A 23,875-nucleotide genomic window follows, 5' to 3' on the forward strand; every position below is an offset into this window, starting at 1 on the left:
GGCGTGAACGAAGCGCGAACGACACGAGAAACGCGCCGAACAAACCTCATATTGTACTTGCGAAGAGAGTCAATGCCCTTGTCCGACCGCCGCCTGGCTTCCCCGACCGATGCGCTCCCGACTGCGGACGAAGCCGAAGCGCCTGTCGCGCGCAAGCGGGCAAAGACGGCCGAAAGCGCCGAGAAGAAGCCGAAACCCGTCGTCAGGACGGCGGACAAGCTCGCGAAGCTGGGCCTGAAATCCGACATCGATCTCGTGCTGCATCTGCCGATGCGCTATGAGGACGAAACCTCGCTCACGCCCATCGGCGAACTGATTCCGGGCGATATCGCGCAGACCGAAGGCGTCGTGTTCGACAACGAGATCGCGTATCGGCCGCGTCGCCAGTTGCTCGTGAAGATCAACGACGACGCCGGCGACGAACTCACGCTGCGCTTCCTCAACTTCTACGGCTCGCAGGTCAAGCAGATGGCCATCGGCGTGCGCCTGCGCGTGCGCGGCGACGTGCGCGGCGGCTTTTTCGGCATGGAGATGGTGCATCCGGCGGTGCGTCCCGTCGATGACGGCGCGCCGCTGCCACAAGCGCTCACGCCGGTTTATCCGTCGACGGCGGGCATCTCGCAGGCGTACTTGCGCAAGGCAATCGATTCCGCCATCTCGCGCGTGTCGCTGCCGGAACTGCTGCCCGAGCCGATCGCGCGCGCGCATCTCGCGCCGCTGAACGTGCCAGGCCTGCTCGATGCCGTGAAGACGCTGCATCATCCGCGCGCGGATTCGGATGAAACCGCGCTCATCGACGGCACGCATCCGGCATGGACGCGCATCAAGTTCGAGGAATTGCTCGCGCAGCAACTGTCGCTCAAGCGCGCGCACGAGGAACGGCGCACGCGCGCCGCGCCCGCGATGCCGCGCCGCCTGCCTGACGATGACGCTTCGCTCGTCGTGAAGCTGTTGCGCGCCTTGCCGTTCGCGTTGACCGGGGCGCAGCAGCGCGTGGTCGCGGAAATCGCGGGTGAATTGACGCTCGCGCATCCGATGCAGCGTCTGCTTCAAGGCGATGTCGGCAGCGGCAAGACGATCGTCGCGGCGCTGGCTGCGGCGCAGGCCATCGATGCCGGCTATCAGGCCGCGCTCATGGCGCCGACCGAAATCCTCGCGGAGCAGCACGCGCGCAAGCTGCGCGGCTGGCTGGAGCCGCTCGGCGTCACGGTCGCGTGGCTCGCGGGCAGCCTGAAGGCGAAGGAAAAGCGCGCAGCGACGGAGGCGGCGGCGCTCGGCACGGCGCAGCTCGTCATCGGCACGCACGCGATCATTCAGGATGCAGTGGAGTTCGCGCGCCTCGGACTCGTGATCGTCGACGAGCAGCATCGCTTCGGCGTCGCGCAGCGGCTCGCCTTGCGCGCGAAGGCGCTCAACGCGGCGGACGGCGCGCGCGATTTCCAGCCGCATCAACTGATGATGTCCGCGACGCCGATCCCCCGCACGCTCGCGATGACCTACTACGCGGATCTCGACGTCTCGACCATCGACGAACTGCCGCCCGGCCGCACGCCGATTCTGACCAAAGTGGTGTCGGACGGCAGGCGCGACGAGATCATCGGCCGTGTGCGCGAGGCGGCGCTGACCGGACGCCAGGTGTACTGGGTCTGTCCGCTGATCGAGGAAAGCGAGACGCTGCAGTTGCAGACGGCTGTCGAGACTTACGAGACGCTGGTCGCCGCGCTGCCCGAACTGCGCGTCGGGCTGGTTCACGGACGGCTCGCGCCCGCGGAAAAAGCGGGGGTGATGGACGCGTTCTCGCGCAACGAAGTGCAATTGCTCGTCGCGACGACGGTGATCGAAGTCGGCGTGGACGTGCCGAACGCGTCGCTGATGGTGATCGAACATGCGGAGCGTTTCGGCCTCGCGCAGTTGCATCAGTTGCGCGGGCGCGTGGGGCGGGGCAGCGCGGCGTCCGTGTGCGTGCTGATGTATGCGAACCCGCTATCGCAAACCGCGCGCGCGCGCCTGAAAACCATGCGCGAGACCACCGACGGCTTCGAGATCGCCCGCCGTGATCTCGAAATTCGCGGCCCCGGCGAGTTTCTCGGCGCGCGGCAATCGGGCGAAGCGATGCTGCGTTTCGCGAGTCTCGAAAACGATGGCTGGCTGATCGAGCCGGCGCGCGCCGCCGCCGATCAGATGCTCGCGCAATTCCCCGACGCGGTCACGCGGCACCTCGCACGCTGGCTGGGCGCGCGGGAGCACTATTTGAAGGCCTGACTGAACTCGCGCGGGTCATGTCGGTCCCTATTTAACCGATGCGGACCGGCGAATCGGCAGAAGTTGTCGAACGACGGTTGGCAGGTGTATAACTCAAACCTATTGAATCAACGTATTTCATTGGCCGCCAATGACCCTCACTGAACTGAAGTACATCGTCGCGGTCGCGCGCGAGCGGCATTTTGGTCGCGCGGCCGAGGCGTGCTTCGTCAGCCAGCCGACTTTGTCGGTGGCAATCAAGAAGCTCGAAGACGAACTCAATGTGCAGATCTTCGAGCGCGGCACGAGCGAAGTCAGCGTGACGCCTATCGGCGAGCAGATCGTGACGCAGGCGCAGCGCGTGCTCGAACAGACGCTCGCCATCAAGGAGATCGCCAAGCAGGGAAAAGATCCGCTCGTCGGACCGCTGCGCCTCGGCGTGATCTACACCATCGGACCGTATCTGCTGCCCACGCTCGTCAAGCAGATGATCAAGTCGGTCCCGCAGATGCCGCTCATGCTCCAGGAGAATTACACGCTCAAGCTGATCGAGCTCCTGAAGCAGGGCGAAATCGATGTCGCGATCATGGCGCTGCCGTTTCCCGAAACCGGCCTGATGGTGCGCGCGCTCTACGACGAGCCGTTCGTCGTCGCGATGCCTTCCGGGCACGCGTGGGAGAACCGCGCGAAGATCGATCCGGACGATCTCAAGCAGGAAACCATGTTGCTGCTCGGCAGCGGCCATTGCTTCCGCGATCACGTGCTCGGCGTATGCCCCGAACTCATGCGCTTCTCGCAGAACGCGGACGGCATCCAGAAGACGTTTGAAGGCTCCTCGCTGGAGACGATCCGCCATATGGTCGCGAGCGGCGTCGGTATTACGGTGCTGCCGCGCATGTCCGTGAGCGAGGTGAGGCCGCACGCGGGAGGCATCGATTCCGGCCTGCTCAGCTACGTGCCGTTCGATGAGCCGGTGCCGGACCGGCGTGTCGTGCTCGCGTGGCGCAAGAGCTTCACGCGCATGCCGGCCATCGACGCGATCTCCGAAGCGATCGCCAATTGCGATTTGCCAGGCGTCAGGAAGCTGGATATGCCGGTGGCGGTGAACTGACGATGTTCGCGCGATTGGATGCGCTGTGGTTCTGACGAACACAGCGCTTCTGACTTTCCTCTCTTTTTTGTCGATTGCTTAGGTTGTCTAAGTAGTTCGTTCGGTCCGACTTCAGAATCCCGCCGCGCTTGACTATCGAATAAATAAAATTAATCAAATTATAAATTTCGATAGTTCTCTGTAAGCTCCCTCTATCGGTCCCAAGACCACAACGGGAGAAACCATCATGTCGCAAGCGTTGAATCACATCGCACAGGCGGTCGAGCATATCGAAGCATCCAGCCGTCACGCGTCGCGCACGATGCGCGTCGCGCTTGCTTTCGGCATCGTCGCGGCGGGCTATGGACTTGTCGTCGCGAGCGGTGTGGTCGGCGGCTGAAGGTCGTCAAGACGCTCGAAAGTCTTGTCACGATAAGGCGTTCCCCGTTTCTCTAAGATAAACTGTCGAGCGCTCGAAGCGCCGCGCGACAAGGCGATGCAAGCGGCGCTCGCACCGTTCGAATCACTCTCTCACGGAGTCATCATGGCGAAGAAAGGCACTGCACCTGCCGTCAACATCGGCATCAGCGACAAAGACCGCAAGAAGATCGCCGACGGGCTGTCCCGGCTTTTGGCCGACACATACACGCTCTATCTGAAGACCCACAACTTCCACTGGAACGTTACGGGTCCGATGTTCAACACGCTGCATCTGATGTTCGAGACGCAATACACCGAACTCGCGCTCGCCGTCGATTCGATCGCGGAACGCATTCGCGCTCTGGGCGTGCATGCGCCGGGCAGCTACAAGGAGTTCGCGAAGTTGTCGTCGATTCCGGAAGCGGACGGCGTGCCGGCTGCCGAAGAGATGATCCGCCAACTGGTGGAAGGTCAGGAAGCGGTGGTGCGCACGGCGCGCGAGATCTTCCCGGCGACCGAAGCCGCCAACGACGAGCCGACCGCCGATCTGCTCACGCAGCGCATGCAGACGCACGAGAAGACCGCGTGGATGCTGCGCGCGATGCTGGCCTGATACTTCTTCGGTTGCGAAGCGATAAAACCCCGCTCTCATGCGGGGTTTTTGCTTTTGAGGATGAACGAACGCGCTGATCTAAAATAGCCGGACCGCGTTTCTCTGCATCGACATCCGCCATGCTCGCCCGTCTTCCGCTCTACATGCGCCTCGTGCGCCTCGACAAGCCCATCGGCAGCCTGTTGCTGCTATGGCCGACGCTCAACGCATTGTGGATCGCATCCGACGGCCGTCCGTCGCCGATGCTGCTCGTGATCTTCACGATCGGCACGATTCTGATGCGCTCGGCGGGCTGCGCGATCAACGACTACGCCGACCGCGACTTCGACCGCCACGTGAAGCGCACCGCCGAGCGGCCGATCACGTCGGGCAAGATTAAGGCCTGGGAAGCGGTGGCGCTCGCGACGGCGCTCGCGCTCGTCGCGTTCCTGCTGATTCTGCCGCTCAACACGCTCACCAAGGAGTTGTCGGTGTTCGCGCTGTTCGTCGCGGGCACGTATCCGTTCACCAAGCGCTTCTTCGCGATTCCGCAGGCGTATCTCGGCATCGCGTTCGGCTTCGGCATTCCGATGGCCTTCGCCGCCGTGCAAAACCATGTGCCGATGCTCGCGTGGATCATGCTCGCGGCGAACGTGTTCTGGTCGGTCGCGTACGACACCGAATACGCGATGGTCGATCGCGACGACGATATCAAGATCGGCATCCGCACGTCGGCGCTCACGTTCGGCCGATACGACGTGCTGGCCGTCATGCTGTGCTACGCCGTGACGCTCGCGATCTATGTGGGTATCGGCATCGCGCTGGGATATGGCTGGCTTTACTGGCTCGGCTGGCTCGCGGCTGCGGGTTGCGCGGTTTATCACTACGGGCTGATCCGCAATCGCGAGCGGATGGCGTGCTTTGCCGCGTTCAAGCACAACAACTGGCTCGGGGGAATGTTGTTCGCGGGGATTGCGCTGCATTACGCGTTCTCGAATTGATCCCTTTTGCTGGATCGCGTGTCGCAACGTGCGCAAGGCGCGTTGCTGAAAGCGGCAGCTCGCCGCTTTATGCAGTCCGCGAAACAGTCTGAGAACGACAAAAGTGTTCACATCGCGGCTTCGCGGCCTTATGTTTTGATAGGGTCGTAAGTCAGGCAAACGATTAATTCCTGGGAACGCTGAAAGAGGCGCCTCCCATGGTGCCCGGTGATTCATATCGAAAGCACCGTTCCTTCCTTCGCCAAGCCGATCAGACGCCCAGGGCTTTCCGCGCGGCGACGATAGCACGCAGGCACGCGCACCGCGCACGAATGCCGGTTTCCGCACGATTCCTCATTTCCTTAAAGATAGATACCTGCCATGTCCTTACCCGAGCGTCCTATTGCTTTCGTCCTTGCCGCGTCGAATCACGGCACCATGATCATCAATCGAAACGATGTCGCCGTTCAGGATGATTTCGCTTATGGCGTGGGTCATCAATTACTCAGTACATCCAGTTTCGACGCCAGCGAAGTCTCGTTCGTGCTCGAGTTGCTTGCGCTGCGCCGCAAGTATTTCGGCGACGGCGTCTTTGCGATCGACGGCGGCGCCAATATCGGCGTGCATTCGATCGAATGGGCGCGTCGGATGTACGGTTGGGGCAATGTGCTGAGCTTCGAGGCTCAGGAAATCGTGTATTACGCGCTGGCCGGCAATCTCGCGATCAATAATTGCCTGAACGCGCGCGCGAAACTCACGGCGCTCGGCGAATCGGTCGGCCGGATCATCATCCCGCAGCCGGATTATTATTCGCCTGGAAGTTTCGGAAGTCTGGAACTGCGCGAGCTGGAAAATACGTTGAGTGTCGGACAAGAGGTTTCGTACGATCCCAAGAAAGGCGTTGCGGTGCCGATGATCAGCATCGATTCACTGGAGCTCGAACGCGTCGATTTCATCAAGATCGACGTCGAGGGCATGGAAATGGATGTGTTGAAAGGCGCAACCGAAACATTGAAACGCTGCGCGCCGGTCCTGCTGGTGGAAACGCTCAAAAGCGATGCGAAGACGATCCGCGCGTTTCTGGCCAGCGTGGGTTATGCGGATTTTTACACGGTGAATCCCAACCTGCTGGCCATCAGCGAGCGCGACCCCGTGCGCCAGAACATCGTGGAACGCGATAACGTCGTCTATATCGGCTGAAGCGGGGAATCGCAACGAGCCGCGCCGTCGCTCAAGCCCCGCCCAGCTCATCCCCCATCTCTTTCGCCCGCGCTTGCGCCGCCAGCGCGCCGCGCACGATCGCATCCTTCACGCCCTGAGCATCGAACGATGCGAGCGCCGCCGCCGTCGTGCCGCCCTTCGATGTCACGCGCTCGCGCAGCACGCTCGCCGGCTCGCCCGATTGCGCCGCCAGTTGCGCCGCGCCCGTGAACGTGGCGACCGCGAGCGCTCGGCCTTGCTCCTCGTCCATGCCGAGCTGGCGCGCCGCTTCCTGCATCGCTTCGATGAAATAGAACACGTAGGCCGGGCCGCTGCCGGAGATCGCGGTGACGGCGTCCAGTTTCGCTTCGTCGTCGAACCAGACGGCCGTGCCGACCGCTTCCAGCACCTCGCTGCTGAGCGCCTTCGCCGCGTCGCTCACGCCGGGCAGCGCGGCGAGACCCGTCACGCCCATGCCGATCAGCGCGGGCGTGTTCGGCATCGTGCGCACGATTTGCGTGTAGCCGTTCAGCCAGCGCGAGAGATCCGTCGCGCGGATGCCCGCCGCGATGCTGATGATCGTCTGCTTCGACAGATGCGGCACGAGCGCTTCGGCCACGCTCTTGAGCACTTGCGGCTTCACGGCGAGCACGATCGCGTCGTAACCGGCGAGCTTCGCGTCGACGGCCGCGCCGGTCGCGATGCCGAACTGCTTCGCGGTGCGCGCGCGCGCTTCGTCGTTGATGTCGACGGCGTAAATGTCGGACGGCGCGACGCCGCGCTTGACGAGACCGCCGATGAGCGCCGCGGCCATGTTGCCGCCGCCGATGAATGCAATTTTCATGGTTGAGATGAGGTCAGGTGGTGTAAGTGCGCGCGCCGAAAATCGCGCTGCCGATGCGCACCATCGTCGCGCCTTCGAGCACGGCGGCTTCGAGATCGGCGGACATGCCCATCGAGAGCGTGTCGAGATCGAGGCCATCGGCGCGCAGCGTGTTCATCAGATCGCGCAGGCGGGCGTGCGGCACGCGTTGCGCGTCGAGGGTATCGGCGGGCTCGGGTATCGCCATCAGGCCGCGCAGACGGAGACCGGGCAGGGCGGCGACCGCATGCGCGAGCGCGGCGGCTTCCTCAGGCTCGACGCCGCTCTTCGACGCCTCGCCGCTCACGTTCACCTGAATGCAGACGTTGAGCGCGGGCGTGCCGTCGGGACGTTGCGCGGAAAGCCGCTCCGCGATCTTCAGCCGGTCGATGGAATGCACCCAGTCGAACTGCTCGGCGACGAGCTTCGTCTTGTTCGATTGCAGCGGCCCGATGAAATGCCATTCGATATCGCCGCGCAGATCGGCCAGTTCCGCGATCTTCGCGATGCCTTCCTGCACGTAGTTCTCGCCGAACGCGCGCTGGCCGGCGTCGAAGGCGGCGCGCACGTCGTTCGCGGGAAAGGTCTTGGACACGGCGAGCAGCGTGACGGAAGCCGCATCGCGCGACGCGCTTTGCGCGGCCTTTGCGATGCGTTGATGGACTTCTTCGAGATGTTGAGCGATGGACATACCTGAGCCAGCCTAAAGAACCATCCGGCCATTATACGAAGCGCTCAACCGTACAGCAGATGCTCCAGCAGTTGAATCCAGTGCGTGACGGGCGTCGATGTGCCGCTTTGCAGATGCGCGATGCAGCCGACGTTCGCCGACACGATCATTTGCGGCTCCAGCTTCTCCAGCCGATCGAGCTTCTGATTGCGCAGCGTGTACGAGAGCTTCGGCTGGAGGACCGAATACGTTCCCGCCGATCCGCAGCACAGGTGACTATCGGCGGGCAGGCGCACTTCGAGCCCGAGCGCGGTCAGCAGATGCTCGACGTGTCCGCGAATCTGCTGTCCATGCTGCAACGTGCACGGCGGATGGAACGCCACGGTATGCACGCCGCGCCGGCGCGAAAGCGCGACGAGTTCCTCTTCGTACATCGGCAGGATTTCGGCGAGATCGCGCGTCAGATCGACGATCTTCCGCGCCTTCTCCGCATACGCGGGATCGTTGCGCAACAGATGCGCGTATTCCTTCACAGTCGCGCCGCAGCCCGACGCGTTCATCACGATCGCCTCGACGCCGCTTTCCACATACGGCCACCATGCGTCGATGTTGTTGCGCACGTCGTCGAGCGCGTCTTCGTTGTAGCCGAGATGCAGGCGGATCGCGCCGCAACAGCCCGCCGACGGCGCCGTGACGATCTCGATGCCGAGCGCATCGAACACGCGCGCCGTCGCCGTGTTGACGTTCGGCATCATCGCCGGTTGCACGCAGCCCGCGAGCATCAGCATCTTGCGTTCGTGCTTGTTCGTGGGCGGCGCGAGCGGCCGCTCGGGCACGGGAATCTTCGCGCGCAACTTGCGAGGGAGGATGCCGCGGAACTGCTGGCCGAGCTTCATCGCGGGGGTGAAGAGCGTGCTGTTCGGCAGGAAGCTTGCGAGCAGGCGCCGTTGCAGGCGATGACGCATCGGCCGCTCGACCTTCTCTTCGACGATCTTGCGCCCGATCTCGACGAGCCGACCATACTGCACGCCCGATGGGCACGTGCTTTCGCAATTGCGGCACGTGAGACATCGATCCAGATGCAGTTGCGTGCTGCGCGAGACCGGCGCGCCTTCGAGCATCTGCTTCATCAGATAGATGCGCCCGCGCGGCCCGTCGAGTTCGTCGCCGAGTATCTGGTATGTCGGGCAGGTCGCCGTGCAGAAGCCGCAGTGCACGCACTTGCGCAGGATGGCGTCGGCTTCGTCGCCATCGGCCGTGCCGCGGATGAAATCGGCGAGATTGGTTTGCATCGAAGCGCCTAGAAGTCGGGATACAAACGCGCGCGGTTGAAGATGCGCGCCGGATCGAATGCGGCTTTCAATCCACGATGAATCTTCATCAGCGGCGCGGGCAGCGGCGTGAACACGCCTGCATTGCGATCGTAGGCGGAACCCGCGCGGAAGATCGTCGCGTGTCCGCCCGCCTGCTTCGCGCTGATACGCACGGTCTGCGGATCGGTATCGGTGATCCACCAGCGCTGCGCGCCGCCCCATTCCATCAGTTGCGCGCCCGGCAGATGCAGCGGCTCCGCGATCGACGGCAACGCGAGCCGCCACAGCGCCGAGCGCGGTTCGATCACCGCGAAGAACGGGTCCGTCTGTTCGCGCATGCCGATCCAGAAGCGGTCGGCTTCGACCGCATCGACGACCTCGCCGCCGAGCGTATTGCGCGCCGTTTTTACGGCCGCTTCCGCGCCCGCGAGACGCAGCGCGAGCGTGCCGTCGCGCCACGCGCTGCCGCAGATCGGCAACGGATGGCCGCCCCATTCGTTGAGCTTGCGCACGCCATCGGTCGCGTGCATGTCGAACTTCAGCGTGGCTTCGGCGACGGGGCGCGGCAACACCTTGATCGACAGTTCGAGGATCAGCCCGAGCGTGCCGAGCGATCCCGCGAGCAGGCGTGACACGTCATACCCGGCGACGTTCTTCACCACCTGACCGCCGAAATGCAGCACTTGCCCGTGCCCGTTCATGACGACCGCGCCGAGCACGAAATCGCGCGGCGCGCCGGTCCATGCGCGGCGCGGGCCCGCGAGCCCCGCGGCGATGCAGCCGCCCAGTGTCGCATTGCGCCCGAAGTGCGGCGGCTCGAACGGCAGCATTTGGTTATGCGCTCTGAGCGCCGCTTCGATTTCGGCCAGCGGCGTGCCGCTGCGCGCGGTGATGACAAGTTCCGCCGGGTCGTACTCGATGATCCCGCGATGCGCCCGCGTGTCGAGGATTTCTCCCTGGAGCGTCTGGCCGTACCAGTCCTTCGTCCCGCCGCCGCGGATGCGCAGCAGCGTGCCGGATTCCGTGGCCCGGGCGATTCTCTCCGACCAGCCGGCGACGATGTCGTCCTGTTCCATGGGTGTTCCGCTAGTTCGTCGATTTCGGGCTTCGACTTCTGTGTCAGCTTTCTGACGGCTGTCCGGTCGATTGTACCGGCCGCTTAACGCCGCCGCACTCGGAGAAACATGGATAGCGGAACGCGCGCCGCGCCTCGTGAGAAATCAGAAACGCGGCAATTCGGGATGCGGCAACAGCCCGCCGCGCACATGCATCTTGCCGTACTCGGCGCAGCGCGCGCGCGTCGGGATGCCCTTGTCGGGGTTGAGCAGACCCGGCGGATCGAACGCGCGCTTGACCGCGAAGAACGCGTCGCGCTCTTCCGGCGAGAACTGCACGCACATCGAATTGATTTTCTCGATGCCCACGCCATGCTCGCCCGTCACCGTGCCGCCGAGTTCGACGCAACATTCCAGGATGTCGCAGCCGAACGCCTCGGCGCGATGCCATTCGTCGAGATCGTTGCCGTTGAAGAGAATCAGCGGATGCATGTTGCCGTCGCCGGCGTGGAACACGTTGATGCAGCGCAGCGCGTACTTCTTCTCCATCTCTTCGATACGCGCGAGCAGCGGCCCGATCGCGCGGCGCGGCACGGTGCCGTCCATGCAGTAATAGTCCGGCGAGATGCGGCCCGCCGCCGGAAACGCGTTCTTGCGGCCGGACCAGAACTTGAGGCGCTCGGCTTCGGACCGCGAAATCTGGATGCGCGACGCGCCGTGCTCGCGCAGGACAGCCGTCATGCGGACGATTTCCTCGGCGACTTCATCGTGCGTGCCGTCGGATTCACATAGCAGGATCGCGGCGGCATCGAGGTCGTAGCCCGCGTTGACGAACTCTTCGACAGCGCGCGTCGCGGGCTTGTCCATCATTTCGAGTCCGGCCGGGATGATGCCCGCGGCGATGATCGCGGCGACTGCGTTGCCGCCTTTCACGACGTCGTCGAAGCTCGCCATGATGACCTGCGCCGTTTGCGGCTTCGGGATCAGCTTGACGGTGATCTCGGTGACGATCGCGAACATGCCTTCGCTGCCGATCAGCACCGCGAGTAGATCGAGACCCGGCGCATCGGGGCCGAGCGAGCCGAACTCGACGACATCGCCGTCCATCGTCACCGCGCGCACGCGCAGGACGTTGTGTACCGTGAGGCCGTATTTCAAGCAATGCACGCCGCCGGAGTTCTCGGAGACATTTCCGCCGATCGTGCACGCGATCTGCGACGATGGATCGGGCGCGTAGTACAGACCGTAGGGCGCGGCCGCTTCGGAAATCGCGAGATTGCGCACGCCCGGCTGCACGGTCGCGGTGCGCGCGTAGGGATCGACTTCGACGATCTTGCGAAAGCGCGCAAGCGACAGCACGATGCCGTGGCGGATCGGCATTGCGCCGCCGGAGAGGCCGGTGCCCGCGCCGCGCGGAACGATCGGAATGGATAGACGCGCGCAGATCTGCACGACGCGCTGCACTTGCGCCTCGGTTTCAGGCAGCGCCACCGCGAGCGGCAGCCGCCGATACGCGGCGAGGCCATCGCATTCGTACGCGGCGGTATCTTCGTCGCGAAAGAGCAGACAGTGCGTGGGCAGCACGGCCATCAGCGCCTGCACGACCTCGCGTTGACGCGCGGCGAGCTGATCTTCGGTCAGCGCGGGCGCGTCCTCGTACGGCAGGTTGGGCGGCATCTGCTCGGCTTTGAGCTCGTCGGGTGCGTTCATGTCTCCTCCTTTTGATGCCTGCGCAGACAGTCGCGCTTATTTGATGCTTGCATCTTGCGCGACTTCGTCAGCCTTCGAAAGTGAAGATTTTCCCCGGGTTCATCAGGTTTTTCGGATCGAGCGCCTGTTTGATGGCGCGCATGGTCGCGATGGCGTCTTCGCCATGCTCATCGATCAGGAAGCCCATCTTGTGCAGCCCGACGCCGTGTTCGCCGGTGCAGGTGCCGCCCATCGCGAGCGCGCGTCCGACGATGAGTCGATTGATGCGCTCCGCTTCTTCCAGCTCCTCGGGCTTATTGGGATCGAGCAGCATCGCGACGTGAAAGTTGCCGTCGCCGACGTGACCGACGATCGGGCTCGGCAAGTACGAGCCGCGCAGATCCCTTTCCGTTTCCTCGACACATTCGGCGAGACGCGAGATCGGCACGCAGACGTCGGTGGTGACGGCGCGGCAGCCGGGCTTCAGTTGCAACATCGCGAAGTAGGCCGAATGGCGCGCGTTCCAGAGACGGCTGCGGTCTTCGGGACGCGTCGCCCATTCGAAGTCCTCGCCCTTGTTCTCCGCGACGATGTCCTGCACGGTCTGCGCCTGTTCCTTCACGCCGGATTCGGTGCCGTGAAATTCGAAGAACAGCATCGGCGATTCGCGCAGCGTCAGATTCGAGTGACGGTTGATCGCGCGCACGGCGAGCTTGTCGACGAACTCGACTCGCGCGATCGGCACGCCCATCTGAATGGTTTCGATGACGGCGCGCACGGCGTCTCCCATCGACGGAAATGCGCACACGGCCGCCGATATCGCCTCGGGTTGCGGATAGAGACGCACCGTGATTTCGGTGATGACGCCGAGCGTGCCTTCCGAGCCTACGAAAAGACGCGTGAGGTCATAACCCGCCGACGATTTGCGCGCGCGCGTGCCGGTCTTGATGACGCGTCCATCGGCGAGCACGACGGTGAGGCCGAGGACGTTCTCGCGCATCGTGCCGTAGCGCACGGCGTTGGTGCCGGAGGCGCGCGTCGCGGACATGCCGCCGATGCTCGCATCTGCGCCCGGATCGATCGGGAAAAAGAGGCCGGTGTCCTTGAGCGCTTCGTTCAGTTGCTTGCGGGAGATGCCGGGTTGCACCGTCACCGTGAGGTCTTCGGCGTTGATCGCGACGATCTGGTTCATCTCGGACAGATCGATGGAGACGCCGCCCTGGACCGCGAGCAAGTGACCTTCGAGCGAGGAGCCGTTGCCGTAGGGGATGATCGGGACGCCGTGTTCCGCGCAAAGCTTCACGATGGCCTGCACTTCCTCGGTGCTGCGCGCGAAGACGACGGCGTCGGGGAGTTGCGGATCGAACGGCGATTCGTCGCGGCCGTGGTGTTCTCTTACTGCTTGCGCGGTTGAGATGCGGTCGGCGAATTTTTGCTTCAGGGCTTCGAGCAGCGCGGCGGGGAAGGGGCGTTTTTCGAGCGCCTGGTGTTCGGTGGGGTGGTTCACAAGGTGTCTCCGGGCGGTGCGGATTTGTGTTCTTGATTGCGCGCTTGGTATGAGCGTTGCGGCTTTTCGCGTGATGCCTTTGCGACCGGGCCGTTTTGTCCAGGCTTGCGATCGGCGCGAAAGCCGTACGGTGTTTATCTCATTTTACGCCGTCCGGGGGGAAGGTCGGCGGGGCGGGGTTTTTGGGGCGTTTTGGACGCGCGGGTCTGTCTATAATGGGTCGGGTTTTTGTCTGCTTATCAGGGAGTCAGCGATGGGTAACCGCTTGAGCAAGATCACCACGCGTACCGGCGACGATGGAACGACAGGATTGGGCGATGGAAGCCGCGTTTCGAAAGACGATGCGCGGATCGCCGCGATTGGCGATGTCGATGAATTGAATTCCTGTATCGGCGTGCTTTTGTGTGAACCGATGCCTTCGGATGTGCGGGACGCGCTGACGCAGATTCAGAATGATTTGTTTGATCTTGGCGGGGAGTTGTCGATTCCCGGGCATTCGATGATTCAGGAGTCGCATCTTGAACGGCTGGATGCGTGGCTCGCAGAGTACAACGCTACGTTGCCGCCGCTCAAAGAGTTTATTTTGCCGGGTGGGTCGAGGGGGGCTGCGCTGGCGCATGTGGCAAGGACTGTTTGTCGGAGGGCGGAAAGGGCGATTGTGGCGCTGGGGCGTGTGGAGACAGCGGGGGTTAATGAGGCGCCACGGAGGTATGTGAATCGGCTGGGTGACCTATTGTTCGTTTTCGCGCGAGTTCTCAATCAAACAGATGGCGGAGCCGATGTTATGTGGCAGCGGGACGTCGAATAGCAACAAATGCAAGGTGACCTTTGCTTTGTATTTTCGAAGAAAATTTTATCGTGAGTAAATCAGTTGAACAGAGACTCAATAAACAAAATTAAAAAAAAGAAAGAGCGTTCGATAAGAACAGGAAAACCCGGTCTTGCGGAAATGTGGGATATTGAACGTCTTCTGTCGGGTCACGCATACGGAAGTGAGATTGAGAATTCGCTGAGCATCGCGGGAATGGCAGCGTGCCTTGAGGTCTCCGTAAGGAATTCAATCAGAAAATTGATTGACCACGGAGAACCCTACCTTGATAGGACCGGTGATTTCAGCGAACAAATGAAATTCGATTTCAGGTTGACAAGGGCGTTAAGCGAGCGCGAGATTAGTTTCGGAGAGTATGTTTCTCACTTGCTTCCAATTAGCAGTTTTTCCCAAATTGTCTCGTACCTCAATGTTTTGCTAGGAGGGAGCAAGAAATCAGGCGCTATAAAAAGCGCACTTTCGAATATCAAGGGATTTGAAGAAATCGACACGGACGACCTGTCTCAATACGACAGTTTCGAGGAGGACACCTACTCTGGATTCGGTCTGAACGATTTTAGCTTTTGGCCCGTCACGCTACCGATCTTAAATCTGAACGATCTCCTCCGCGATATTGAGAAGATCTTTCAGCTTCGTCACATCGTTGTGCATGAGGCAAACTTCAGTTTGGTTAACTCCAAGCAGCTTGATCCTCTAATTCTCAGTGCCCGGACATTTATGCTTGCTCTTTACGAAATTACAGAGCAACTAATCAACCCGGGAGTGCCTCGATCGCCGGTTCGCTTATCGTTTTTCGAGGCAAGGCGAGCGGAGGAAATGCACTCTGAGATTATTTCAAGCCAGAGTGAAATACTGCGAATACTTGCTTCAAAGGGCAGCGAAAGTTTTTCACAAATCGCTTTGTTTCTACTCGCTCAGAATGCCTTTTCAGCCTTTGTGTCGGCGGAAGCAGAGTTTCGCGCTTTATCATGCCTGGATTTCCGCAGAGCCACACGTCGGAGTATCGACGCGCGACTCAAGAGTGAATTTTACGAGCGACGCCTCGCATACCTACGAGAACTTAAGGGTGCGATAACCGCTCCAGACGACTTATTGCTTTAGCGCGTCGTAAGGGCGAGGTGCCGCGAAATGGCCGCTATACACCTCGCAAGAACGATCTCGCTTTCTAGTTTCCGCCACCTCGAACGACTCGTCGTTGTTTGACTGAATCCGCCAAGCCTTCCAACACTTTCACGCTTTCATCCCACCCAATACAAGCATCGGTAACGCTCTGCCCGTAGGTCAACTCGCACCCTTCCTTCAAATCCTGCCGCCCCGCAACAAGATGCGACTCCACCATCACCCCCACGATCCGCTCATCGCCGGCGGCGAGCTGCTTGCCGATATCCTCGCAAACCGGAATCTGATTCTCATGCTTCTTGGAGCTATTGGCGTGACTCGCATCGATCATCAGCCGCGCAGCAAGACCAGCCTTCCCGATATCACTACAAGCCGCATCCACACTCGCCGCATCGTAATTAGGCGCTTTACCACCGCGCAAAATAATATGGCAATCCTCATTCCCCGCGGTGGAAACGATCGCCGAATGCCCGCCTTTAGTAACGGAGAGAAAATGATGCGGCTGCGACGCCGCCTTGATCGCATCGACAGCGATCTTCACATTCCCATCCGTACCGTTCTTGAACCCGACAGGGCACGACAAACCGGAAGCAAGCTCGCGGTGTACTTGAGATTCGGTAGTCCGCGCCCCAATCGCCCCCCACGAAATCAGATCGGCGATGTACTGCGGACTGATCATGTCGAGATACTCGGTGCCAGCGGGAAGCCCAAGCTCGTTGATATGCATGAGCAACTCGCGCGCGGCCCGCAACCCGTCATTGATCTTGAAGCTGTTATCCATATACGGATCGTTGATGAGCCCCTTCCATCCAACGGTAGTACGCGGCTTTTCGAAATACACCCGCATCACGATCTCCAGCTCGCCCGCGAACCGCTTGCGCTGCTCGATCAGCTTCCCGGCATATTCAAGAGCCGCACGCGGATCATGAATCGAGCAAGGCCCGATGATCACGATCAACCGGTCATCCATCCCGTGAAGAATGCGATGCATCGACTGTCGCGCGTTGTAGATCAGCTCCGAAACCGGCTCGGCGCAGGGGAATTCGCGGATCAGATGCGCGGGCGGCGTCAGCTCTTTCAACTCGCGGATACGAACATCATCGGTATTGTGCGGGGGCATGTCGATTCTCCAACGGCAGCGTTCTAATCAAACTATGAGACGAAAAAAAACCGCCAGGCTTGCTGGCGGTTTTTTCGGGAATTCGGTCTATTGAACCTGTGTACGACTCACCCCTCTCGATCCGCCAGCGGCTTGAGATGCCAAAAGAAATAAAAATAAAACTTGGCGGACATGATGGATCGAAGGTGTGTCGAAAAAGTTGTGACTGCTTTTATAACCGCAAACGCACGGCGCTGACAAGCCTGCAACTACAAAAACGCGGACAATCCGCATCGGGCAGCGCGGCCACGCCGCAAATAAAGCCGCCCGATGCGGAAAACCCGCATGACAATCACACAGTCCCGCCGACCGTCATCTTCTCGATGCGCAACGTCGGCTGACCGACGCCCACCGGCACGCTCTGGCCTTCCTTGCCGCACACGCCCACGCCGCTATCGAGCGACATGTCGTTGCCGATCATCGTCACGTACTTGAGCGATTCCGGCCCGCTGCCGATCAGCGTCGCGCCCTTCACCGGATACGTGATCTTGCCGTTCTCGATCATGTACGCCTCGGACGCCGAAAACACGAACTTGCCGTTGGTGATATCGACCTGACCGCCGCCGAAATTCACCGCATACAAGCCGTTCTTCACCGAGGCGAGAATCTCCTGCGGGTCCTTGTCGCCGTTGAGCATGTACGTGTTCGTCATGCGCGGCATCGGCAGCGCGGCGTACGATTCGCGGCGCGCGTTGCCCGTCACCGGCATCTTCATCAGACGCGCGTTGAGCGAATCCTGAATGTATCCCTTCAGGATGCCGTCCTCGATCAGCGTCGTGCACTGCGTCGGGTTGCCTTCGTCGTCGATATTGAGCGAGCCGCGCCGATTCGGCAGCGTGCCGTCATCGACCACGGTGACGCCCTTCGCCGCCACCTGCTCGCCGATCATCCCCGCAAACGCCGACGATCCCTTGCGGTTGAAATCGCCCTCCAGCCCGTGTCCGACCGCCTCGTGCAGCAGCACGCCCGGCCAGCCCGGCCCGAGCACGACGGTCATCGCGCCTGCCGGGGCAGGGCGCGCTTCGAGGTTGACGAGCGCGGCGTGCACGGCATCGTCGACGTATTTGTTCAGGATGGCATCGGTGAAATAGCCATAGTCGAAACGTCCGCCGCCGCCGCCCGAGCCGATTTCGCGCCGGCCATTCTGCTCGGCGATCACCGTCACCGATACGCGCACGAGCGGTCGCACGTCAGCCGCGAGCGCGCCATCGCTGCGCGCGACCAGCACGACGTCATACTCGCCGGCGAGACCGGCCATCACCTGCGTGATGCGCGGGTCCTTGCCGCGCGCCATCTGCTCGACGCGCTCCAGCAATTTGACCTTGGCGTTCGCATCGAGCGAATGCAAAGGATCGGCGGGCAGATACAGATCGCGGCCCGACACGCCCGTGAGCGTGCTCGCCGGCTTGATCTTGTGTTTGCCGCCGCCGGCTTTGGCGATCGCGCGCGTCGCGATTGCGGCCTGACGGATCGATTCGGGCGACAGGTCGTCCGAATACGCGAACGCCGTGCGCTCGCCCGACACGGCGCGCACGCCGACGCCCTGATCGATGCTGAAGCTGCCCGATTTGACGATGCCTTCTTCGAGACTCCACGCTTCGCTGCGCGTGGACTGGAAATAGAGGTCCGCGTAATCGACACGATGCGTGAAGATTTCCGCGAGCGTGCGGGTGATCAGTCCTTCGTCGAGGCCGTAGGGCGTGAGCAAAACGTCCTTCGCCGTGACCAGATTCCGAATGCCGGGTTCGATGATGTTCATGCGGTGCCTATTGCGTGTTCTGTGACGAGTTCGATGATATTTCAGACGAATTGCAGACTATTCTACGGTCTGATCCAGTCGTTTCATGTGCGGGGAGAAACCCGCGTCTTCAAGTCATCAGTCGAGTTGATCCGAGTAAGCCGCGCGATCACCCGATCACGCGATGTCGATAAGCCGGCAAGCTCTGCCGCACGGCTGCGATGCGTTGCAAATCGATGCCGCCGATCACGACGCCCGGCCCTTCGTCCCGAACGTCGACGATTTCGCCCCACGGATCGATCAGCATGCTGTGACCCCACGTGCGGCGTCCGTTCTCGTGATTGCCGCCCTGCGCCGCGGCGAGCACATAGCATTGATTCTCGACGGCGCGCGCCTTGAGCAGTGTTTCCCAGTGCGCACGGCCGGTCGTGTAAGTGAAGGCCGAAGGCACGACCATCAGCGCGCAGTCGCCGAGCTTTCGATACAGCTCCGGAAAGCGCAGGTCGTAGCACACCGACAATCCCACGCGTCCGAACGGCGCGTCGAAGGTCCGCACTTCGCTGCCCGGACAGATGGTGCGCGCTTCGTCGAACGATTCCTCGCCTTTTTCAAAATTGAACAGATGAATCTTGTCGTAGCGCGCCACCTGCGTGCCGCTCGGATCGAAGACGAGCGTCGTGTTCAGCACGCGGTTCTCTTCGGGCGAACGCAGCGGCAGCGTGCCGCCGATGATCCACACGCGATGCTCGCGCGCCGCATCGGACAGAAATTGCTGGATCGGACCCGAGCCGGGCGTTTCGCGGATCGCGAGCTTGTCGGTGTCCTTGAAGCCCATGTAGCAGAAATATTCGGGCAGCAGCACCAGTTGCGCGCCGCCGCGCGCGGCTTCGGCGATGAGGCGGCCGGCGTCGGCAAGATTGCGGTCGCGGTCCGGCGTGCTGACCATCTGGAGCGCGGCGACCTGAAACGGGGCCGCGCTTTCGCTCGATCTTTCGCTCATGTCTCTTTGCGCTGGTAAAAAAAGGGGACGAAAACGGCGCCGCCGGGGCAGATGCAAACGCCCGTTTTCAGCGGGCAGCGGACGGAACCACGGCGGCGGCGGGTGTTTCGATCTTACCCTGATCGCCATTGAGCCGCTTAACGACGGGTTTGCTCCATGAGCCGGTGATCGAATAGTCGAGCGCAAAAGCCTTCTGAATCGATGCCGACAGCGCGATGTCCGCCGCGAGCACGCCGAGGCCGAGCAGCGGATTGATCACCGCCGCGCCGATCGCCGCCGCGCCCGCGCCGACGGTCGGCACCACCTTTACGTGGAGATCCTGCGTCTGCTTCGGCATATCGACGACGCCCTGCATCTGCACGCGCGCGGGCGACGTGACCATGAGGAAGTCGTCCGTGCGGCTGATGCCGTCGACGATCTTCGCATTGCCCGTGATCTTCTCGAACGGCAGCCCCTTGCCGACGACATCCTCGAAGTGCAGCGTCAGCAGGTTGGCGAGACTGCGCAGGCTGAAGATGCCGAGCCACTTCGCCGCGCCCGGCGCACGCAGGATCTGGCCGTGACGCAGATCGACGGCGACGTTGCCATCGAGCGTATTCACATCGACGGCAGTCGGACCGCCGTTCCAGCCCGCGTGGCCCGAGACCGTGCCGCTGCCCGAATTGACGACATGCGGCGCGCCGAAGCGATCGATCAACTGTCCGCCGTTCTTCACATCGAGCTTGAAATCGAGCGACGTGCGGCGCGGGATGGCGTCTTCCGTGTCTGCCTTCAAGACGCCGCCCGGCAGCGTGCGCCACGTCGCGTTCGCGGTGAGCGTCGCGTCGGGGTTGATGAGTTCGAGCTTGTCGAGCGTCCAGATCGGCTCGTCGGCGATGACTTCGTTGTGCGCGTCGACTTCGAGCCGCCCGAGGCTGTGACCGCGAAACACGAGCTCGTTCACGATGAGATCGATCGTCGGCACATTCCGCGGCGGCTTCCTGATGACCGGGCCGACGGTATCGCCCGCCATCTTCTCCGGAATCACGACCTTCGCGAAACGTCCCTGCAAGGTGCCGGGGCTGTCTCTCGTCGCGCCCGGCGTCCAGGCGACATCGCCCGACACCTGATCCGACGCGATGTTCGCCTGCCACTTGCGATCCGCTCCGCTCGCGCCGATCGCGATGTTCTCCCAGCGCCGGTCGAGCAGCTTGAGCGTCGTGAAGTGGATCGCGGCGCGCGTCGGAATGAACTGCTTGACGTTCTCGCTCATCGGCGGGCGCGGCGCGTTCGCGGCGGCTGCCGCTTCCGGCGTCGCGGTGCTGGCGGCGCTGATGTCGGCGAAGGTCTTGCGCCATGCGTCGGCATCGAGCTCGTTCAGATCGGCGTCCACGCTGACGCCCTCGGCCGGCAGATCGGCGGGCTTGTTCACGCCGATCGCGCCGCGCACGACTTTCAGACGCGCGCGCATGTTCATCGGTTCTGCGGCGTTCTGCGGATCGATCTTGACCTGCGCGCGGCCGATCTGCTGCAACACGTAATGCGCCGTCACCGGCCCGAAGCTCAACTTCGCGTCGTGCAGATCCGACGCGCCGCCCGGCGCGGGCTGGAAGGTGAAGTAGAAGGGCATCGGCGTGCCTTGCGCCTTGCCGAACGGCGCGGGCAGATCGATGCCGAGACCCGTCAGATCCGAGTTCGCCTGCACGTTCGGCAGCGCGTTCTTCACGCCGTGCACGTGCAGTTCATAAGGCGCGGCGCCGTTGATGCGCTTCATGAATTCCGCGACCTGTGGCGTGATCCGCCGGTTGAGCCGCGTGGCGGCATCCGCGCCGATGCGCCCGTTCACGTCGATCGCATAGCTGCCGTCGGGCTGCACGCCGCCTTTCGCGCGCACGTCGCCGCCGAGCAGTTGCGCGGTCAGGCCGTCGAGCGTCACGGTCTTGGCGGCGAAGTCGGCGCGGCCGCGCAGATGCGTGAGCGGCGGCAGATTGCCGTACGTGACTTCGTTGTCCGCGAAGGTGATCGAGCCTTTGTAATCGGGCTTGAGCGGCGGCAGCGGCGCGGGCGGACGGAAGCGCGGAATGCCGAGCGTGAGCGCGAGCGACGCGTCTCCTTTGGCGTCGATCTTGCGCGTCGCGTGCTTCGCCATCAGGCCGAGCGAGCTGTCGTCGACGTATTGCAGCATGTCGGCGAGCGGGCCGCGCGCGCGGCCGTCGATCCACAGCTTGGTCTCGCGATTGCCCGTATCGTCGATGCGCCCGACGACCTTCGAGACCTTCACGCCGCGGTAATGCCCCTTGTCGATATCGAAGCCGAGCTTGTTCTGCGCGAGCGTGAACGTGCCGTCGATGCCCTCGAACGCCGGCCAGAAGTTCGGCAGGCCGTTGGCCATCTTGCGCGGCGGAAACGGCGTCGGGTCGAACTTGCCGCCGGTGAACGGCGCGTTGATGCGGAAGATGCCCGCGTCGGGAAATTTCGCGTAGGGAAAGCGCGTGAGATCGCCGTGCACTTCGATCGTCCCGTTCTTCGCGACGCCCGCCTGCAGCGCATGGCCGAGATAGACGCGCACGCGCTCGTTCAGGCTCGTCGGCAGATAGCGCACGAGGCTCGTCACCTTCAGATGCGCGACCTTCGCCTTCAGATCGAGATTGCCGCGTCCGTGGCCCTGGTTCCAGTAATCGGCGGTGGCTTCGCCTTCGGCGTCCGCGTTCTTGACGCGCAGACGGTCGATATGGATCGTGAAGGCGCGCCGCAATTCGCCCGGCGCGATGGCGTCCGCGACGGTCCAGTGCGCGTTGCCCTGCAGCGAGTCGAAGGTGAGACGCGGATCGTCGAACGCGCCGGGAATGATGACAGCCGCGTTCTTCGTGTCGATCGTGATCCTGCCTTCCTTCTCGTTCGCGTCGACGGTGCCCCACAGATTCTCGACGCCCGGAATGCCCGCACGCGGATGGTTGTTGATCGTGAGGCCGGGCGGCGGCTCCTGTGCCTGCACGCTCAGGCCTTCGAGATCGCCCTTGAACGCGTAATGCAGCAGCGGCGCATCGCCCTTCGTGCGCTGTTGCTGCGCTTCTTCCTCGTTCTTCGGCGCGGCGCGCTCGGTGAAGATCGTGTAGTTCGCCACCTGGCCGCGCGGATTGAAGCGCACGAGCTCGTTGAGCACCCTCGCCGGCACCGGCAGCGCGCGCACGAATTCCGCGAGGATGCCGATATCGACGGAATCGCCCGTCAGCCGCACCAGTTGCCCTTTGCCGGCACTTGGCGGGCGGAACGTGCCCGTCAGCGAGCGCGACACGAGCAGGCGCGCGACCGGCGTGCCGTCATCGAGCGGCGGCTGGCCGAGCTCCGCATGCAGGTCGCGCAGATTCAGCGTGTACTCGGTGTCGTTCTTCTCGATGCTCCAGCCGAAGCGCGCGATCGGCAGATCGAGACGCGGCTGCGTCGCGCGAACGCGCAGCGCCACGTTCGCGCCGGTCAGTTCTCCGGTCGCGTTCTGCAACTGGCCGCCCGCGAAGTTCAGCCAGATCTGGTTGTTGATGCGCCCGTCGTACATCTGAAATGGCAGCTTCACGTAGCGCGCGAGCATCGGCAGATCGACGGGGCCGGTCGACATGTAGAGACGGCCAGTCCAGTTCGCGGGCGCGCCCATCGCGGAAAAAGGCTGATGACGGAAGTCCGCGCGAAAGTCGAGCGGCCCGTGCAAAACGTCGCCGTCGGCGGGCGCCTTGAGCGCGAGCCGATGGCGCGTGCCGTCGTTGATGATCGCGAGATTCAGGCGCTTGAACGCGATCTCGGGCGCTGCGCGTTGGGCGTCGCGCCAGCGCAGCGTGCCGTCGCGCAGAAGAATGCGGTCCTGGCCGAGCAGCCAGGTCGTGAACGCGTTCGAGCCGGTGCGATGCGTGGGCAGCGGCACGCCCGCGACGGACACCGCGCCGTCCGCATTGCGCGCGATGATCACGTCGGGACCATCGACGGTCAGGTCCGCGAGCTTGGGCCGCAGATGCAGCAGCGACGCCCACGCGATGCTCGCGCTCGCGTGCGGCACGGCGAGACCCGGCGAGCCGTCGGCGGCATCGATGCTCAGATTGTCGATATCGAGTGTCGGAGAAAGCCCGGACCATCGCGCGGAAATCCTGCCGATATGCAACTGCGCGTGGATCTTCGACGAGACGAGCTGCTCGATGCGCGGCCGGAACGAATCGACCTGCGGCATGACGACATAGCGCAGGCCGACATACACGCCCGCGACCACGAAATACGCGATGGCCGCGACGACGAGAATGATTTTGAAGACGCGTGAAAGCACGCGCTCGGCGTTGCCGCTGGGCTTGGCTTGTCCAACTTCGTTCGGGTCGACGGATCGTCTGCTGTCGGACATGCTGCGGCTGTCGGGCGATATGGTAGTTTTGCGTGTTTGACGCTGAAATGTAAC

The 23,875-nt window shown here is 62.8% G+C and carries 18 protein-coding genes; 8 read left to right on the forward strand and 10 right to left on the reverse strand.

Annotated elements, in window-relative coordinates:
• Positions 1–3: 3 nt before the first annotated feature.
• The 6 genes from recG to IAG25_RS26775 all read left to right on the forward strand — a co-directional run bounded on the left by recG (position 4) and on the right by IAG25_RS26775 (position 6,523).
• Positions 4–2,262 carry an ATP-dependent DNA helicase RecG gene (recG, locus tag IAG25_RS26750; RefSeq protein ID WP_187607517.1) on the forward strand — a complete coding sequence of 753 codons (2,259 nt, stop codon included), beginning with the start codon at positions 4–6 and terminating at the stop codon, positions 2,260–2,262.
• A 130-nt stretch (positions 2,263–2,392) separates the two neighbouring features.
• Positions 2,393–3,352 (forward strand): hydrogen peroxide-inducible genes activator, encoded by a 960-nt coding sequence (locus IAG25_RS26755; RefSeq protein ID WP_187607518.1) that lies wholly within the window; start codon positions 2,393–2,395, stop codon positions 3,350–3,352.
• Between the two features lie 226 nt (positions 3,353–3,578).
• Positions 3,579–3,731: a hypothetical protein gene (locus tag IAG25_RS26760; RefSeq protein WP_187607519.1), complete on the forward strand. Its 153-nt coding sequence runs from the start codon at positions 3,579–3,581 to the stop codon at positions 3,729–3,731.
• A gap of 144 nt (positions 3,732–3,875) precedes the next feature.
• Positions 3,876–4,364, forward strand: a complete 489-nt coding sequence (locus tag IAG25_RS26765) for a Dps family protein (protein ID WP_035497719.1) — start codon at positions 3,876–3,878, stop codon at positions 4,362–4,364.
• Between the two features lie 119 nt (positions 4,365–4,483).
• Positions 4,484–5,344 (forward strand): 4-hydroxybenzoate octaprenyltransferase, encoded by an 861-nt coding sequence (gene ubiA / locus IAG25_RS26770; RefSeq protein ID WP_187607520.1) that lies wholly within the window; start codon positions 4,484–4,486, stop codon positions 5,342–5,344.
• A 417-nt stretch (positions 5,345–5,761) separates the two neighbouring features.
• Positions 5,762–6,523 (forward strand): FkbM family methyltransferase, encoded by a 762-nt coding sequence (locus tag IAG25_RS26775; protein WP_309243968.1) that lies wholly within the window; start codon positions 5,762–5,764, stop codon positions 6,521–6,523.
• A gap of 31 nt (positions 6,524–6,554) precedes the next feature.
• On the opposite strand, the gene proC is transcribed toward IAG25_RS26775, so the two are convergent.
• From proC to IAG25_RS26805, 6 genes are all read right to left on the reverse strand, one after another.
• A complete protein-coding gene (gene proC / locus IAG25_RS26780) occupies positions 6,555–7,367 on the reverse strand; it encodes a pyrroline-5-carboxylate reductase (RefSeq protein ID WP_187607522.1) in 813 nt (270 codons plus the stop codon).
• A gap of 13 nt (positions 7,368–7,380) precedes the next feature.
• Entirely contained in the window at positions 7,381–8,076 is a 696-nt protein-coding gene (locus IAG25_RS26785) for a YggS family pyridoxal phosphate-dependent enzyme (RefSeq protein ID WP_187607523.1), read from the reverse strand.
• A gap of 44 nt (positions 8,077–8,120) precedes the next feature.
• The gene (gene glcF / locus IAG25_RS26790) at positions 8,121–9,347 is read right to left on the reverse strand and encodes a glycolate oxidase subunit GlcF (protein WP_035497726.1); all 1,227 of its coding nucleotides are present in this window, start codon (positions 9,345–9,347) and stop codon (positions 8,121–8,123) included.
• An 8-nt stretch (positions 9,348–9,355) separates the two neighbouring features.
• Entirely contained in the window at positions 9,356–10,444 is a 1,089-nt protein-coding gene (gene glcE, locus IAG25_RS26795; RefSeq protein ID WP_187607524.1) for a glycolate oxidase subunit GlcE, read from the reverse strand.
• A gap of 144 nt (positions 10,445–10,588) precedes the next feature.
• A complete protein-coding gene (locus IAG25_RS26800; protein WP_035497956.1) occupies positions 10,589–12,100 on the reverse strand; it encodes an FAD-linked oxidase C-terminal domain-containing protein in 1,512 nt (503 codons plus the stop codon).
• Between the two features lie 100 nt (positions 12,101–12,200).
• Positions 12,201–13,619 (reverse strand): FAD-binding oxidoreductase, encoded by a 1,419-nt coding sequence (locus tag IAG25_RS26805; protein ID WP_187607525.1) that lies wholly within the window; start codon positions 13,617–13,619, stop codon positions 12,201–12,203.
• A gap of 253 nt (positions 13,620–13,872) precedes the next feature.
• On the opposite strand from IAG25_RS26805, the gene IAG25_RS26810 reads away from it, so the two are divergent.
• Both IAG25_RS26810 and IAG25_RS26815 read left to right on the forward strand, forming a co-directional pair.
• The gene (locus IAG25_RS26810) at positions 13,873–14,427 is read left to right on the forward strand and encodes a cob(I)yrinic acid a,c-diamide adenosyltransferase (protein ID WP_187607526.1); all 555 of its coding nucleotides are present in this window, start codon (positions 13,873–13,875) and stop codon (positions 14,425–14,427) included.
• 63 nt (positions 14,428–14,490) lie between these two features.
• Entirely contained in the window at positions 14,491–15,549 is a 1,059-nt protein-coding gene (locus IAG25_RS26815) for a hypothetical protein (RefSeq protein WP_187607527.1), read from the forward strand.
• 64 nt (positions 15,550–15,613) lie between these two features.
• On the opposite strand, the gene aroG is transcribed toward IAG25_RS26815, so the two are convergent.
• The 4 genes from aroG to IAG25_RS26835 form a co-directional block, all read right to left on the reverse strand.
• The gene (aroG, locus tag IAG25_RS26820) at positions 15,614–16,687 is read right to left on the reverse strand and encodes a 3-deoxy-7-phosphoheptulonate synthase AroG (protein WP_187607528.1); all 1,074 of its coding nucleotides are present in this window, start codon (positions 16,685–16,687) and stop codon (positions 15,614–15,616) included.
• 331 nt (positions 16,688–17,018) lie between these two features.
• Positions 17,019–18,485, reverse strand: coding sequence for a metalloprotease TldD (gene tldD, locus IAG25_RS26825; RefSeq protein WP_035497732.1), 1,467 nt, complete (start codon positions 18,483–18,485; stop codon positions 17,019–17,021).
• Positions 18,486–18,633: 148 nt separating this feature from the next.
• Positions 18,634–19,464, reverse strand: a complete 831-nt coding sequence (locus IAG25_RS26830; RefSeq protein ID WP_035497733.1) for a carbon-nitrogen hydrolase family protein — start codon at positions 19,462–19,464, stop codon at positions 18,634–18,636.
• 67 nt (positions 19,465–19,531) lie between these two features.
• Positions 19,532–23,821, reverse strand: coding sequence for a YhdP family protein (locus IAG25_RS26835; protein ID WP_187607529.1), 4,290 nt, complete (start codon positions 23,819–23,821; stop codon positions 19,532–19,534).
• Between the last annotated feature and the right edge of the window lie 54 nt (positions 23,822–23,875).

It is taken from the genome of Caballeronia sp. EK (assembly GCF_014384845.1).
In the GTDB taxonomy this organism is placed as follows: Bacteria; Pseudomonadota; Gammaproteobacteria; order Burkholderiales; family Burkholderiaceae; genus Caballeronia; species Caballeronia jiangsuensis.